13 protein-coding genes are annotated in these 14,653 nt (G+C 63.5%); 7 read left to right on the plus strand and 6 right to left on the minus strand.

Going from position 1 to position 14,653, the window contains the following annotated elements; all coding sequences use genetic code 11:
• Positions 1–11: 11 nt before the first annotated feature.
• The 4 genes from Q8O69_RS00815 to Q8O69_RS00830 all read left to right on the plus strand — a co-directional run bounded on the left by Q8O69_RS00815 (position 12) and on the right by Q8O69_RS00830 (position 4,747).
• Entirely contained in the window at positions 12–1,253 is a 1,242-nt protein-coding gene (locus Q8O69_RS00815) for a 3-hydroxyacyl-CoA dehydrogenase (protein ID WP_305589000.1), read from the plus strand.
• Positions 1,250–3,040 carry an acyl-CoA dehydrogenase C-terminal domain-containing protein gene (locus Q8O69_RS00820; RefSeq protein ID WP_305589001.1) on the plus strand — a complete coding sequence of 597 codons (1,791 nt, stop codon included), beginning with the start codon at positions 1,250–1,252 and terminating at the stop codon, positions 3,038–3,040. Before Q8O69_RS00815 ends, Q8O69_RS00820 begins: the two co-directional genes overlap by 4 nt.
• A 71-nt stretch (positions 3,041–3,111) precedes the next feature.
• Positions 3,112–4,275, plus strand: coding sequence for an iron-containing alcohol dehydrogenase (locus Q8O69_RS00825; protein ID WP_305589002.1), 1,164 nt, complete (start codon positions 3,112–3,114; stop codon positions 4,273–4,275).
• A 28-nt stretch (positions 4,276–4,303) separates the two neighbouring features.
• Positions 4,304–4,747, plus strand: a complete 444-nt coding sequence (locus tag Q8O69_RS00830) for a thioesterase family protein (protein WP_305589003.1) — start codon at positions 4,304–4,306, stop codon at positions 4,745–4,747.
• 68 nt (positions 4,748–4,815) lie between these two features.
• Here the strand turns inward: Q8O69_RS00830 and Q8O69_RS00835 are convergent, their stop codons facing one another.
• From Q8O69_RS00835 to Q8O69_RS00850, 4 genes are all read right to left on the minus strand, one after another.
• A complete protein-coding gene (locus Q8O69_RS00835; RefSeq protein WP_305589004.1) occupies positions 4,816–5,241 on the minus strand; it encodes a glycine zipper domain-containing protein in 426 nt (141 codons plus the stop codon).
• A gap of 145 nt (positions 5,242–5,386) precedes the next feature.
• A complete protein-coding gene (locus Q8O69_RS00840) occupies positions 5,387–7,708 on the minus strand; it encodes an FdhF/YdeP family oxidoreductase (RefSeq protein WP_305589005.1) in 2,322 nt (773 codons plus the stop codon).
• A complete protein-coding gene (gene fdhD / locus Q8O69_RS00845; RefSeq protein WP_305589006.1) occupies positions 7,705–8,547 on the minus strand; it encodes a formate dehydrogenase accessory sulfurtransferase FdhD in 843 nt (280 codons plus the stop codon). The genes Q8O69_RS00840 and fdhD overlap by 4 nt, the downstream gene beginning before the upstream one ends.
• Positions 8,548–8,667: 120 nt before the next feature.
• A complete protein-coding gene (locus Q8O69_RS00850; protein ID WP_305589007.1) occupies positions 8,668–9,561 on the minus strand; it encodes a LysR family transcriptional regulator in 894 nt (297 codons plus the stop codon).
• A 191-nt stretch (positions 9,562–9,752) separates the two neighbouring features.
• On the opposite strand from Q8O69_RS00850, the gene lysM reads away from it, so the two are divergent.
• Complete coding sequence (lysM, locus tag Q8O69_RS00855) at positions 9,753–10,190, plus strand: peptidoglycan-binding protein LysM (RefSeq protein ID WP_305589008.1); 438 nt, start codon at positions 9,753–9,755, stop codon at positions 10,188–10,190.
• Between the two features lie 77 nt (positions 10,191–10,267).
• Here the strand turns inward: lysM and yrfG are convergent, their stop codons facing one another.
• On the minus strand, positions 10,268–10,942 hold the full coding sequence (yrfG, locus tag Q8O69_RS00860) for a GMP/IMP nucleotidase (protein WP_305589009.1): 675 nt from the start codon (positions 10,940–10,942) through the stop codon (positions 10,268–10,270).
• Positions 10,943–11,075: 133 nt separating this feature from the next.
• On the opposite strand from yrfG, the gene nudE reads away from it, so the two are divergent.
• Together nudE and cysQ are read left to right on the plus strand one after the other, a co-directional pair.
• Positions 11,076–11,642, plus strand: a complete 567-nt coding sequence (gene nudE / locus Q8O69_RS00865; RefSeq protein ID WP_305589010.1) for an ADP compounds hydrolase NudE — start codon at positions 11,076–11,078, stop codon at positions 11,640–11,642.
• Between the two features lie 20 nt (positions 11,643–11,662).
• The gene (gene cysQ, locus Q8O69_RS00870) at positions 11,663–12,484 is read left to right on the plus strand and encodes a 3'(2'),5'-bisphosphate nucleotidase CysQ (RefSeq protein ID WP_305589114.1); all 822 of its coding nucleotides are present in this window, start codon (positions 11,663–11,665) and stop codon (positions 12,482–12,484) included.
• 164 nt (positions 12,485–12,648) lie between these two features.
• Here cysQ and Q8O69_RS00875 read toward each other — a convergent pair whose 3' ends face one another.
• Positions 12,649–14,574, minus strand: coding sequence for a beta-ketoacyl synthase (locus tag Q8O69_RS00875; protein WP_305589012.1), 1,926 nt, complete (start codon positions 14,572–14,574; stop codon positions 12,649–12,651).
• Positions 14,575–14,653: the final 79 nt, after the last annotated feature.

Genomic DNA, 14,653 nt, shown 5'->3' on the forward strand with positions numbered 1-14,653 from the left:
GAGGATCCTCGATGAGCAACTCCGTTTTCACCATTCAGCAGGCCGCCGTGATCGGCGCGGGCACCATGGGCCGGGGTATCGTCATGAGCCTGGCCAACGCCGGTATTCAGGTGCTGTGGCTGGACAACAACCCGCAGATGCTCGAGCAGGCCATGACCGTGGTGGCTGAGACCAATGCCCACAACCTCAAGCTGGGGCGCATCAGCGCCGAGCAGTCGGCCGCGCGTATGGCCTGCGTCACCCCGGTGGGCGAATACGCGGCGCTGGCCGACGCTGATCTGGTGATCGAGGCGGTGTACGAGAACCTTGAACTCAAGCAGCAGATCTTCCGCACGCTCGACGCCACCTTGAAGCCAGGCGCGATTCTCGCCAGCAACACCTCGGCGCTGGATATCGATGCGATTGCCGCCGTCACGGCGCGCCCGCAGGACGTGCTCGGTCTGCACTTCTTCAGCCCGGCGCACATCATGAAGCTGCTGGAAATCGTCCGTGGCGCCAAGACTGCCCCAGCAGTGCTGGACGCGGCCGTGGCCCTGGGCCAGCGCATCGGTAAGGTCAGTGTGGTGGCCGGTAACTGCGACGGTTTTATCGGCAACCGCATGCTGCATACCTATGTGCGTGAGGCACGCATGCTGCTGCTCGAAGGAGCTTATCCGCATCAGGTCGACGCCGCGTTACAGGGCTTTGGTTTCGCCATGGGCCCGTTCCGCATGTACGACGTGGTTGGCATCGACCTGGAATGGCGCGCCCGAGAGCTGGCCGGCAAGGGCCAGGATGATCCGGCGGTACAGGTGGACAATCGCCTGTGCGGCCTCGGCCGTTTTGGCCAGAAGGCGCGCATGGGCTATTACCGCTACGCCGAAGGCAGTCGGCAGGCCGAGCACGACCCTGAAGTGGATGCGCTGGTGCTGCAGGTGTCCGAGCAGCTGGGCTTCAAGCGCCGCGACATTGATCCTTCGGAGATTCTCGAACGCTGCCTGCTGGCGCTGGTCAACGAGGGCGCGAAGATCCTCGAAGAGAATATCGCTGCCAATAGTCACGACATCGATCTGGTCTACCTCAACGGCTACGGCTTCCCCGCCGACAAAGGCGGGCCGATGAGCTGGGCGGATAGCCAGGGTGTGGCGGCGATTCATGACCGCTTGAAGGCGCTGCAGGCGGCGTTCGGTGAGCACTGGCTGCCGGCACGCCTGATTGAAAAACTTGCCAGCAACGGCCAGCGCTTCGCCGACGTGCAGGAGGGCCGGGTATGAGTTATCAGGCCCCGCTGCGCGATATGCGTTTTGTGCTGCACGAGCTGTTCGATATCAGCGGCCACTGCGAGCTGCTTGGCAACGGTCTTGACCGCGAGCTGATCGACGGCGTGCTGGAAGAGGGCGCGCGTTACGCCGCCGAGGTGGTCGCGCCGCTTAATCGCCACAGCGACGAGCAGGGTTGTCAGCTGAATGACGGCCAGGTAAGCACGCCGGACGGCTTTGCCGAGGCCTATCAGCAATATGTCGATAACGGCTGGGCGAGTATGACCGGGCCGAGCGAATACGGCGGCCAGGCGCTGCCGCAGATGCTTGCGTGCAACTTCCACGAGATGCTGATGGGCGCTTCGCTGTCGTTCCGGGTGTATTCCGGGCTCACCGAAGGCGCGGTGCTGGCGCTGTACAAGCACGGCAGCGAGTCGCTGAAAGACACCTACCTGCACAAACTGGTCAGTGGCCAATGGGCCGGCACCATGTGTCTCACCGAACCCCAGGCCGGTACCGACCTGGCCCTGCTGCGCACCAAGGCCGAGCCGCAAGCCGACGGCAGCTTCAAGGTCAGCGGCAGCAAGATTTTTATCAGTGGCGGCGAGCAGGACCTGTCGGAAAACATCATCCACTTGGTGCTCGCCCGTCTGCCGGATGCGCCGGCCGGGGTGACGGGCATCAGCCTGCTGCTGGTGCCGAAATTTATCGCCACTGCCGACGGCACGCCTGGCGAGCGCAACGCGCTGTCCTGTGGCGCGATTGAGCACAAGATGGGCATCAAGGGCGCGTCCACCTGCGTGATGAACTTCGACGGCGCCACCGGCTGGCTGATCGGTGAAGCCAACCGGGGCCTGGCCTGCATGTTCACCATGATGAACGACGCGCGCTTTCAGGTCGGTTTGCAGGGCTTAGGGATAGGCGAGGCGGCCTTTCAGGGTGCGCTGCGTTATGCCCGTGAACGTTTGCAGTCGCGCGCGCTGAGCGGGCCGGCGGAGCCGGGCAAGGCGGCCGATCCGATCATCCATCACCCCGATGTGCGGCGCATGCTGCTGACGCAGAAGAGCCTGGTCGAAGGCAGCCGTATGCTCGCCGCCTACTGCGCGCGCCAGCTCGACTTGGAGCACGGTCACCCGGACGCAAGCGCACGCAAGGCCGCTGGCAAGCGTGCGGCGCTGCTGATCCCGATCGTCAAAGCCTTCTTTACCGATATGGGCCAGGAGGTGGCCAGCCATGCCGTGCAGGTGTATGGCGGTCACGGCTTTATCCGCGAGTGGGGCATCGAGCAGCTGATGCGCGACAGCCGTATCACCCAGCTGTATGAAGGCACCAACGGTATTCAGGCGCTGGACTATATCCGCCGCAAGGTGCTCGGCGACGGCGGTGCCGAACTGTCGGCGCTGCAGGCCGAATATAGCGAGCTGTGCGATGCCCAGGCGGGCCGTCCGGCGTTGGCCGCCTTGGCTAAAACGGTGCAGGCGCGTCTGGGCGAATGGCGCGAGCTAAGCAGCGAAGTGATCGCCGCCAGCCAGCGCGATGTGCAGGAGATCGGCGCGGTTTCGGTGGATTTTCTCCAGTATTCGGCCTATGTGCTGTTGGCCGGCTTCTGGCTGCAGGCGGCGGCACGGGCGCAGGATGCGCTGGAGGCTGGTAGCGGCGAGGCCGCGTTCTACCAGGCCAAACTGCAGTCGGCCGACTTCTACCTGCGCCGGGTGTTGCCACGGGCCAGCGCTCATCGCGAGTCCCTGCTGGGCGGTGCCGACTGCCTGATGGCCATGGATGAGGCGAGTTTCGCCTTCTGACCGAAGCGCGTAGCGTGGGTGCAATCCACGCTACTACGCGAGCCAATAATTACAACAAGAGGATCACCCCCATGCTGCCCTTTAGCTTTGCCACCACGGCGCAGATTCTTTGCGAGATTGGTGCGTCCCGGCGTCTGGCCGAGCTGTGCCGCGAGCGCGGCGCGCAACGGGTGCTGATCGTCACCGATCCAGGCATCAGCAAGCTCGGCCTGCTGGCGGATGTGCTGCCAGGTTTTGCCCGCACGGAGCTGACCGTCGAGGTATTCGATCAGGTGGTCGCCGACCCGCCCGAGGCGATTCTGCTGGCGGCCGTGGAACAGGCCCGCGCACTCAAGGCGCAGCTGATCGTCGGTTTCGGCGGCGGCAGTTCGATGGATGTGGCCAAGCTGGTGGCGTTGCTGGCCCATCCCGAGTGCGGTCAGGAACTGGCGCAGATTTACGGCGTTGGCAATGTCCGAGGCCAGCGCCTGCCGCTGATTCTGGTGCCGACCACCGCAGGAACCGGTTCGGAAGTCACGCAGATTTCCATCATCACCACCGGCGAAACCACCAAGATGGGCGTGGTTTCGCCGCTGCTGCTGCCGGACCTGGCGCTGCTCGATGCTGAGCTGACCCTCGGCCTACCGCCGGCAGTCACCGCCGCCACCGGTATCGACGCCATGGTGCATGCCATCGAGGCCTACACCAGCGCGCTGAAAAAGAACCCGCTCTCCGACCTGCTGGCCCGCGAAGCGTTGCGCCTGCTGGCGGCCAATCTGGATGAAGTGGTGCACAACGGCGGCAACCGCGAGGCGCGTCAGGCCATGCTGCTGGGTTCCTGCCTGGCCGGCCAGGCGTTTGCCAACGCGCCGGTGGCGGCGGTGCATGCGCTGGCCTATCCGCTGGGCGGGCATTTCCATATTCCCCACGGCCTGTCGAATGCTCTGGTTTTGCCGCATGTGTTGGGTTTTAACGCCAATGCGGCGGCGCCGCTGTATGCCGAGTTGGCGCCGCTGGTGCTGGGTGATCAGCTGCGCGCGGGCAGCGTGTTGCAGCAGACCGAGCAGTTTATCGGCGCACTGGCCGATTTCAGCGTACGCAGCGGCCTGCCGACGCGTCTGCGGGATGCCGGGGTGCCGCAAGACATGCTGCCGACCCTGGCGCGCGACGCCATGCAGCAACAGCGCCTGCTGGTGAACAACCCACGGGAAATGACCGAGGCCCATGCCCTGGCCATCTACCAGGTGGCCTATTAAGCCGCCTCGCTAACCTCAAGGACTCCCGATGAGCCAACCCCAGCACCTGCGCAGCGATTACCGGCATTTTCAGCCAATCACCACGCGCTGGCATGACAACGATGTCTACGGCCACGTCAATAACGTCACCTACTACAGCTTCTTCGACAGCGCGGTGAACACTTACCTGATCGAGGTTGGCGGCCTGGATATCCATAACGGTGAGGTGGTGGGTTTTGTGGTCAGCTCCAGCTGCGATTACTTCGCCTCTATCGCCTTCCCCGAACGCATCGAGATCGGCCTGCGTGTCGGCAAGCTGGGCAACAGTTCGGTGCAGTATGAGTTGGCAGTGTTCAAGGCGGATGAAGACGAGGCCTGTGCAGCCGGGCGCTTTGTGCATGTCTTCGTCGACCGCAACAGCAACCGCCCGGTCAGCATTCCCGAGAATCTGCGCGCAGCGCTGACGGTGCTGCTGATGGAGCCAGCGACATAGCTGAGTAGGATGGGTGCCATACGCAAAAAGCCGCTGTTAGGCGGCTTTTTGCTGTCAGCACTCGGCACTTAGTGATGTTTGTGCTTTTTATGCTTCTTGTGTTTCTTGCCTTTGTCGTGGCCGCGATCACGTTCGCTGCCGCCGGCGTATTCATTGGCCAGTGCGCCACCGGCTGCACCGCCCAGGCCGGCACCGATGGTCGAACCGGTGCTGCCGCCGACCTTGTTGCCCAGTACCGAGCCACCCGCCGCGCCCAGGCCACCGCCTAATGCGGCTTCGGTCTTGTTGCCGTCGCGTGCGGTAATCACGCCGCCGGCTGCGCCACCCAGGCCCGCGCCAATCGCCGCGCCGGTGCTGCCACCGACCTGTTGACCGATCACATTGCCCAGGGCGCCACCCACACCGCCACCAATGGCGACTTTGCCGGTATCGCCGGCGAAGGCGAGGGGGGAGGCCAGGGCGCTGAATAGCAGCGCAGAAAATAATGTACGCATACGGCAGACCTTCTCGACTAAATGGGTGTGCGAACCTAGGCCTTTGTTTTTAAAGGACGAATGATCCACACACAGTCTTAGAGGGCGTTTCGCCGAAAAATTCCCTGCCGCTGGTCGCCATTGTGATCGTTGCCACAGATACGCATCAAAGGATGCGCGCTTTAGCCTGATGCGCCTGCAGGCGAATCGCCACGTACTTCGAGGTCGGGGTAAAGCTGCCCGCACCAAAACTCTGCAATGGCACCAGGGGGTTGGCTTCCGGGTAGTAGGCGGCGGCCTGGCCAGCGGGAATGTCGAAAGCCAGCAGGGTAAAGCCAGCAACCTTGCGCTCGATGCCGTCATCCCAGATGGACTGAATATCGACCTGCTGCCCCGGTTGAAAGCCCAGGCGCAGAATGTCCGCTTCGTTGACGAACAGCACCTGGCGTTGGCCCTTGACCCCACGGTAGCGGTCATCCAGGCCATAAATGGTGGTGTTGTACTGATCGTGGGAGCGCAGCGTCTGCAGGATCAGGTCCGGCGTTTGCCCGGTGCTGCGCACTTGCGGCGGTAGCAGATCGGTGGGCAGCGGGTTGGCCTTAAAGTTGGCCTTGTGGCTGGCAGTGAGCCAGCGCCGTTCGGCAGCGGCGTTGCCCAGGTAGAAACCACCGGGGTGTTGCAGGCGCTGGTTGAAGTCGCTGAAGCCGGGAATGGTCTCGGCAATCAGCTCGCGGATGCGCCGGTAATCGGCAATCAGCGCGTCCCAGTCGACCGGGTGGTTACCCAGGGCGGCCTTGGCGATACCGGCGATGATCGCCGGCTCCGAACGCATCTGCGGCGACAGCGGTTCGAGCTGGCCGTAGGAAGCGTGGATCATGCTGAATGAGTCTTCCACGGTCACCGCCTGCGGACCGTCGGCCTGGTGGTCAATATCGGTACGGCCCAGGCACGGCAGAATCAGCGCATCGCTGCCGGTGGTCAGATGGCTACGGTTGAGCTTGGTGCTGATCTGCACGGTCAGCGCGCAGCGGCTCAGTGCGGCGTGGCTGCGCGGGCTGTCCGGAGTGGCCTGGGCAAAGTTGCCGCCCAGGCCGATAAACACCTTGGCCTGGCCATCGAGCATGGCGTTGATCGCCTCGACGGTGTTGTGGCCCTGGGCGCGCGGCACCTGGAATTTAAAGCGCTGCTCCAGCGCATCGAGAAAGGCTGCCGATGGGCGCTCATTGATGCCCATGGTGCGGTCGCCCTGCACGTTGCTGTGGCCGCGCACCGGGCACAGGCCGGCACCGGCGCGGCCGAGGTTGCCGCGCAGCAGTTGCAGGTTGACGATTTCCTGAATGGTCGCCACCGAGTTGTGGTGCTGGGTGATGCCCATGGCCCAGCAGATGATCACCCGTTCGGCGCGGCGGTAGAGCAGAGCGGCGTGCTGCAACTCATCCAGGCTCAGGCCGGATTGCTCGACCAGCGAATCCCAACTGCTGGCATCCAGCAGCGCTAGATAATCATCCACGCCGTTCGTGTGTTCGGCGATAAATGCCAGGTCGAAGATTGCCGGTTCGCCCTTGGCCAGCGCTTCGCGGTGCCATTGCAGAAGGAACTTGGCCATACCGCGCAGAGCGGCTAAATCACCGCCCAGAGCCGGGCGGAAGAACGCGGTGTTCAGCGGCTCGGAGCCGTTGCTAAGCATTTCCAGGGCATGTTGCGGGTGCTGAAAGCGCTCCAGGCCACGCTCCTTTAGCGGGTTGAAGCACACCACCTGCGCCCCACGTTTAACCGCCTCACGCAGCGGTTCGAGCATGCGCGGGTGGTTGGTGCCGGGGTTCTGCCCAAGCACGAAGATCGCATCGCTGTGCTCGAAATCGGCGAAGGTTACGCTGCCTTTGCCGACGCCCACGCTCTGCCCGAGGGCCACGCCGCTGGCTTCGTGGCACATGTTCGAGCAGTCGGGAAAGTTGTTGCTGCCAAAGGCGCGGACAAACAGTTGATAGAGGTAGGCCGCCTCGTTGCTGGCGCGGCCGGAGGTGTAGAACTCGGCCTGATTGGGGCTTTCCAGTGCCTGCAGATGCTCGGCGATCAGGGCGAAGGCGGCCTCCCAGCTGATCGACCGGTAGTGATCGCTGGCGGCGTCATAACGCATTGGCTCGGTCAGGCGGCCCTGGTATTCGAGCCAGTAATCGCTTTGTTCACGCAGCTGGCTGACGCTGTAGCGAGCGAAGAAGGCGGCATCCACGCGGCGTTTGGTGGCTTCCCAGTTGACTGCCTTGGCGCCGTTTTCGCAGAACTTGATCCGCCCGTCTTCCGGCGAATCGCCCCAGGCACAGCCGGGGCAGTCGAAGCCGCCGTGCTGGTTGGTCTTGAGCAGGGCACGCAGGTTCTTGAACGGCTGCTTACTGTCCAGCCAGAAGCGCGTCACGCTGCGCAGTGCGCCCCAGCCGGCGGCCGGCCCGCCGTAGGGTTTATAGCGTGGATTGATCGGTTGCAGGCTCATGACTGGGCGACTCCGGGCGCGGCCGGGCTGTACACCCGTGGCGCGCTTTGCTGGGGCAGGTGGATCAGGTTGAGGTTGTGCTGGCGCGCCCACTGCACGCTGAGGGTGGTCGGTGCAGACAGGCTGACCAGGGTGCCGATGCCGGCGCGCAGGGCCTTGTGGATCAGCTCCAGGCTGCAGCGGCTGGTGACCACGGCAAAGCCCTGGCGCAGGTTTTCCCCTTCGCGATGCAGGGCGCCGAGCAGCTTGTCGAGGGCGTTATGCCGGCCGATATCTTCGCGGCACAGGCGGATCTGCCCCTGGCCATCAACAAACAGCGCGGCATGTACCGCGCCGCTATGGCGGGCCATGGTCTGTACGGTCTGAATGCGCTGACGCAGGCCCTGCAGATGGGCGGCAGCAGGTAGCGGACTGGGCGTGAGGCTTTGCAGCTGTGGCAGGGCTTGCTCCAGAGCCTCGACCCCACACAAACCGCAACCGCTGTTGCCGGCCAGGGTGCGGTGCTGCTGCTTGAGCGCCCAGAATGCGCGGTTGCTGACCTGCACCTCGGCGCTGATGGCGCTGGCATGCTGCTGCAGGCGGATGTCGTAGATCTCATCGAAGCTGTCAATCAGGCCGGCACTCAGGCTGAAACCGTAGATAAAGTCTTCAAGATCACTGGGCGAAACCATCATCACGCTGTGGCTGATGCCGTTGTAGCTGATCGCCAGGGCGGTTTCGCTGGCCAGTGCGGCGGCGCCATCCTGCTGTGCGTCAGCCAGTTCGACATAGCTATAAGTGGGTGCTGGCAGCAGTACCGGGGCGGCATCTTGGGCGATAGACGGGACGTGACGTGGCATGGACAGGCTTCCCGGCGACGAGGTGATAGCGCCAGCCTAGGCCGCTGTGCCGGGTGCGTCTAATCGCTGTTACTGATCTTGTGATCGATGCGCTCTATCAAGGCGTTAAGCGCAAGCCTTTCACTCTGCTAGAGGTGGCAAGAGTTTCTGCGCTTCGGCAAAGCAGGCTTCGGCCAGGGCCGAGCGCGGCGCGCTGCGGCGCAGAATCAGGCCCAGCGGAGCGAGGGTGTGGGCGTCCTCGATGGGCGTTAACGCTAAGTGTTCGGTGAACTCGGCGAGGCCACCGTTGAGGGGCATGATCGCGCAGCACAGCCCGGCGCTGACCGCTTGCAGCAGTTGATGCACGGCATCGGTTTCCAACCGTGGGCTGGGCGTCAGGCCACGGGAGCGAAAGCTGTGGTCGATCGACTGACGAAAGTGCATGCCGGCCGAGAGCAGACCAAGCGGCAGATCGATCAGGCTCTCCCAGCGCAGGGCCGGGCGGGTGAACTGAAAATGCCGGCGGTCATACAGCAGGCCCATGCGCGTTTCCGCCAGCTCCAGGCTGTCGAAATGCTCAGGGTTGAGGCGGTCGAGATAGGACAGGCCAAGGTCGAGCTGATTGCGTCCCAGGCGCTCGAGAATCTCTTCGCTGCTCAAGGCAAACAGCTGAAAGCGCAGCCCGGCATGCTGCTCGGCAAAGAACTGCACCAGGCGCATCGGATCAAAGCCGGCCAGCGGCACTACGCCCAGGCGCAGGGTGCCGACCAGCTGGCCACGGCAGGCGGCCGCTTCCGCATACAGGCCGTCATGTGCGGCCATCAGGCTACGCGCCCAGGCCAGAATGCGCTCGCCCTCGGCGCTGAAACCCTCGAAACGCTGGCCACGTCGCACCAGCTCCAGGCCGAGTTCATCTTCCAGCTGACGCAGGCGCATCGACAGGGTCGGCTGGGTGATATGGCAACGCGCGGCGGCCTGGCCGAAGTGGCGAGTTTCATCCAGGGCGATCAGGAACTTCAGCTGTTTGATATCCATGATGATCCTTCAACGCTCTGAATTCTGCCGATTCTAGCAGGCAGTTGCGCGCGGCCAGGCGCTGAATACGGCCTATGGCGCGGCCTCCAGCGACAGCGCCGGGCCTGGCACCTTTGTCACGAATCAGGGTCTAGACTTCTGGCTCCGGGCGGCGTCGCCCGGCCACTTTCCAAGGAATAAGAGGAAACCTTATGAGTCTGTTTGCCTTTGTTAAAGAAGCGGGTACGAAACTCTGGGAATCACTGGTCGGCCAGGAGGCCCAAGCGGCCGAATCACTGACCGCGCACGTCGCCAAGGTGGGCTTGGGTAACCCGAATATTCAGGTCAGTGTCGAGGGCGATAAAGTCACCGCTCGCGGTGAGGTGGCGAGCCAGGAGGAGAAGGAGAAAATCCTTCTGGCCCTGGGTAACGTCGCCGGTGTGGCTTCTGTGGAGGACCATATCAGCGTGACCACGCCGGCCCCGGCAGCGCGCTTTGTCACAGTGAAGAAGGGCGACACCCTGAGCGCGATTGCCAAGGCCGAATACGGCAACGCCAATGCCTACCCGAAAATCTTCGAAGCCAACAAACCGATGCTCAGCCATCCGGACAAGATCTATCCGGGCCAGGTGCTGCGTATTCCCGAGTAGGTGACACCTGTGGGAGGGGCTGGGCGGCACTCCGCTTCAGCGGCGACAGTCGCGGCTAAAGCCCCTCCCACAAATTATCAGTCGCTTCCCTCAAGGTTGCGCAACAACTCCCGATAATCCTCCACCGCAGCAAACTCCTCGGTGTCCTTCGGTGCCGCCTGGCTATCGGGCTGGCGCACGGCGAGCAGGTGGCCGACGCCATAACGGCCGGCGCTGCGCAGGATCGGCAGGCTGTCGTCGATAAACAGGCTGCGCGCAGGCGTGAAGCTGATGTCCTGCTGCAGGGCGTGCCAGAACTGCTGGTCTTCCTTGGGGAAGCCATAGTCGTGGGAGCTGATCAGCCGGTCGAAATAGGGCGCCAGTTCGATGCGTTCCAGCTTCAGCGACAGCGAGTCGCGGTGCGCGTTGGTGATCAGCACCACCTGCTTGCCAGCTTGGCGCAGGGCCTGGATAAAGGTGTCGGCGTCCGGGCGCAGGGCGATCAGGTGCGCCACCTCGCGCTTGAGGTCGCGAATCGACAGGTTGAGCTCGCGGCTCCAGAAGTCCGTGCAGTACCAGTTGAGGGTGCCTGCGTGTTCGCGAAACAGCGGCAGCAGCTCGGCTTCGGCCAGCGCACGGCTGACGCCGTGGTGCTCGGCATAGCGCTGCGGCAGGTGCTGCAACCAGAAGTGGTTGTCGAAGTGCAGGTCGAGCAGGGTGCCGTCCATATCCAGCAGGACGGTGTCGATGGCGTTCCAGGGCAACGAGGGCATGCGCAGTTCTTCGGGCTGATGCGTAGGGCGTCGCGATTTGCGCCATCGGCGTCGTGATCGCGCAATCTCCTACGCAGATAATAGGAAAAGCCGCGTTATGATAACCCGCTATGTCCTGCCCAGGAGCCGCCCCATGCGTCAGAAACCCACCGTACTCGCTCGCGAAATCGTCGCCAGCAGCCGCCTGTTCCGTGTCGAGGAGCTGCAGCTGCGCTTCAGCAACGGCGTGGAACGCACCTATGAGCGACTGGTGGGCAAGGGCGCAGGTTATGGCGCGGTGATGGTGGTGGCGATGGTCGATGACGAGCACGCGCTGCTGGTCGAGGAGTATTGCGGCGGCACCGATGACTACCAGCTGTCGCTGCCCAAGGGCCTGATCGAACCGGGAGAAGACGTGCTGGAAGCGGCCAACCGCGAGCTCAAGGAAGAAGCCGGCTTTGGCGCGCAGCACCTGGAACTGCTGGCCGAGCTAAGCCTGTCGCCGGGTTATATGAGCCAGAAGATTCAGGTGGTGCTGGCATCGGGGCTGTATGAAGAACGCCTGCCTGGCGATGAGCCGGAGCCGATGCGCGTCGATAAGACCAGCCTGCGCGAGCTGTCGAGCCTGATCCAGCATCCGCAATTTACCGAAGGTCGCGCCCTGGCCGCGCTGTACTTGGCCCGCGATGTGCTGACTCAGCGTGGGATCTTTAAACCATGAGCCAAGGTATGAGCCAAGCCATGAGTCATCCGCTGATTCCTGCCGTGATTGAGCTGGTGCGTCAGGCGGGCGCGGCGACGCTGCCGTACTGGCGCGCCGATGTGACTGTGAATGAAAAAGCCGACGCCTCGCCGGTGACCGCCGCCGATATGGCCGCGCACCATATCCTCAACGATGGCCTGCTAGCCCTTGCCGCAGATATTCCGGTGCTTTCCGAAGAGGCGGCGGATATTGCCCTGAGCGAGCGTGGGCAGTGGAGCCGCTGGTGGCTGGTCGACCCGCTGGATGGTACCAAGGAATTTATCGCCGGCAGCGAAGAGTTCACCGTTAACGTCGCGCTGATCGAACAGGGTCGCGTGGTCTTTGGTGTGGTCGGTATTCCGGCCACGGGTCTGTGTTATTACGGCGGCACCGGCCTGGGCGCCTGGCGCGCCGATGCGTTTGGCGCGGCCGAGCCGATCAGCGTGCGTCTGGCTCCGCTGGAGGCCTTTACTCTGGTGGCCAGCAAACGCCATTCCAGCCCGGCGCAGGAAGCCTTGCTGGCCGGGTTGAGTGAGCGTTTTGGTGATCTGCAACTGGCCAGTGTCGGCAGCTCGCTGAAGTTCTGCCTGCTGGCCGAGGGCAATGCTGATTGCTACCCGCGTTTGGCGCCGACCTCGCAATGGGACACCGCGGCGGCGCAGGGCGTGCTGGAAGGGGCGGGGGGCGAGGTGCTGACGCTCAAGGGCGAGGCGCTGACCTATGAGGCGCGCGAGTCGCTGCTTAATCCGTACTTTCTGGCGCTGCCGGCTGCAGCAGCCTGGCGCGCCGAGCTGATTCAGCTGGCCCGCGCGCTGGATTAAGCGACGAGTCTAGCGTTGTGGGCAGGCACAATCGCTGCTAAAGCCCCTCCCACAAATCGCGGCGCTATATGCAGCCCGTAGCCCGGATGTAATCCGGGGATAAAGCCACAGAAGCCCCGGATTGCATCCGGGCTACGTCGCGGAGTATTCGGCGGTGGCTCGGCTTACTCGAGCATATCGCCGTAGCGCTCATCCTTCTTGAACAGCAGCGGCTGGGCGAAGCCCGGCACCTTGATCTGCTCGCAGTTGATCTCGATCTGCTGGTCGTCGATCAGGTCGTTGCCAAAGTTATAGATAATCCCCAGATCCCCCAACAGTGCCTGCGCGTCGTAGGCCTGAGCAGCAGCGCGCGTGACTTCGCGGCGCTGCAGGTAGGCGGCAAAGGCCGCTTCGCCGTGGCGCTTGCGCAGCATACGTTCGGCCACATGCGGGGCCAGCAGCAGGGCGCTGGCGTTGTTGCCGCCAAAACCCTTGGAGTTGATAAAGCACAGGTCCAGCTGCTCGGGGGCGCGCGTACGGTCGGCGGTGGCGAAGCTGAGGTGCTGTTGGTGCACATCTTCGGCCACCGCGTCGATGGTCTTGATCCCCGGGATGATGCCGTACTTGAAGCTGCCCAGGGCGGAGATCACCTGGTCACCACTGGCGGTGGCCAGGGAGTGGCCGACAAAGGCCTTCACTGCTGTGACTGGCCACTGCTTGATGGCGAAGGCGCTGGCGATGCGGTCGAGAATTTCCGACTCAGTCACTCGGTTGGCCGGGGTGCTGGAGCCGTGGGCATGCACAAAGCTGCGCTCGCGCACCGCGTCGATGCCCAGCAGTTGCACGGCGCTGGCCACGGCTTTGGCCACGGTCAGGTAGTTGCCGGGGCCAGGGGCGGAAATGGACTTCTTGAAGCCATCGGCGTTGATAAATACATCCGGCACCGCGCCATGGATATCTGCACCCAGTTCCAGGGCTAGAGCGTCGTCCATCAGCACCACGAACTGGCAGGCTTCGGCCAGGGTAAAGCCGCAGTTCTCGCCAAATGGGCGGCTGGCGCGGCGGAAGTCGACCTGCTCCTGGGCCATCTCGGTCTTGCCTTCGATCTGGCGTAGGCCATCTTCGGTGGCCAGCGCACCCATGGCGCCGTAACCCTCGATGCATTCCTGATTGATTGGCGCTTCGCTGCTGCCGATTATCACTACCCGCGCTTTGCCACTGGCAATCTGTTCGATGCCCTTCTGCAGGTTATAGAGGAAGGTGGCGCAGGCGCCGGTGATGGCGCCGGTGGTGCCAACGCTGCCCAGCACATAGGCGTTGATAAAGTCCGCCGACATGGTGTTGAGGCCCAGGGCCAGTTGCTTGGCGGTGACGCGGCCGCCCTTAAGGCGCGACTGCATCAGGCCGCCGAAGCCGTTTTCATCCAGCTGGCTCATGATGCAACTGGAGAACACCGCGACTTCGTCCGGGGCCACATGCTGCATGATGGTCTGCCAGTCGATACCGGTGGCGCGCAGCGCATCGGTGACGCCGGCGATGGTCATGGCCAGGCCGCGCGGGTGGAAGCGCGCGTTGTACAGCTCGCTCGGCTCGAAGCCGCTGGGCAGCTGGCCTGCGGATTTCACCGGCAGGGCGCGGTAGCTGTCGACCTTGAATTCACAGTTGTCGTGCAGGGTCACCAGTACTTCGCTGGCGTTCAGCTCGTCCACCGTCCAGTCGGATGGCAGCGGCTCGGGCAGGTGCTTGCGCAGGGTGATAAAGCTCAGCGGCTGGCCGGCGGTGGCGCTGATATCGATGGTCTTCTGCCAGTGCGCGGCGTCGACATCCAGGTGCTGCTTCTCGATGCGTCGTACCAGGGTCGAGGCGAGAATCTGCTCGGCGAAGCGGGCGTCGATTTCGTCCAGGCTCAGGGCATTGCCAGCATCATCCTGATAGCCGCCATCGACCACCTTGACCAGCTTCATCATCACCGCCAGGCCCGCGAGAGTTTGCTGGCGCGCGGGCGTGTCCATCGACTCGATTACGGTACGGCGGAAACCATGGTGAAAGGAGCTGCGCCCAGCCGCGTTATAGCCACCAAAACCAACGATCACAGGTAAACGTGAAGTCACTCGATAACTCCTTGAAAAGAGGGCGCCAGACAAACCGAGATAAAACTATGGAGGCTTGTCATACAGGCCAAAGCGCTCT

It is taken from the genome of Pseudomonas sp. (genome assembly GCF_030690725.1).
GTDB lineage: Bacteria > Pseudomonadota > Gammaproteobacteria > Pseudomonadales > Pseudomonadaceae > Aquipseudomonas.

Coding starts and splice junctions, on each gene's coding strand:
- cysQ (WP_305589114.1), top strand. CDS start 11,663: ATGAGTCATCCGCTGATTCCTGCCGTGATTGAGCTGGTGCGTCAGGCG.
- Q8O69_RS00835 (WP_305589004.1), bottom strand. CDS start 5,241: ATGCGTACATTATTTTCTGCGCTGCTATTCAGCGCCCTGGCCTCCCCC.
- Q8O69_RS00825 (WP_305589002.1), top strand. CDS start 3,112: ATGCTGCCCTTTAGCTTTGCCACCACGGCGCAGATTCTTTGCGAGATT.
- nudE (WP_305589010.1), top strand. CDS start 11,076: ATGCGTCAGAAACCCACCGTACTCGCTCGCGAAATCGTCGCCAGCAGC.
- Q8O69_RS00830 (WP_305589003.1), top strand. CDS start 4,304: ATGAGCCAACCCCAGCACCTGCGCAGCGATTACCGGCATTTTCAGCCA.
- Q8O69_RS00815 (WP_305589000.1), top strand. CDS start 12: ATGAGCAACTCCGTTTTCACCATTCAGCAGGCCGCCGTGATCGGCGCG.
- fdhD (WP_305589006.1), bottom strand. CDS start 8,547: ATGCCACGTCACGTCCCGTCTATCGCCCAAGATGCCGCCCCGGTACTG.
- Q8O69_RS00840 (WP_305589005.1), bottom strand. CDS start 7,708: ATGAGCCTGCAACCGATCAATCCACGCTATAAACCCTACGGCGGGCCG.
- lysM (WP_305589008.1), top strand. CDS start 9,753: ATGAGTCTGTTTGCCTTTGTTAAAGAAGCGGGTACGAAACTCTGGGAA.
- Q8O69_RS00820 (WP_305589001.1), top strand. CDS start 1,250: ATGAGTTATCAGGCCCCGCTGCGCGATATGCGTTTTGTGCTGCACGAG.
- Q8O69_RS00850 (WP_305589007.1), bottom strand. CDS start 9,561: ATGGATATCAAACAGCTGAAGTTCCTGATCGCCCTGGATGAAACTCGC.
- yrfG (WP_305589009.1), bottom strand. CDS start 10,942: ATGCCCTCGTTGCCCTGGAACGCCATCGACACCGTCCTGCTGGATATG.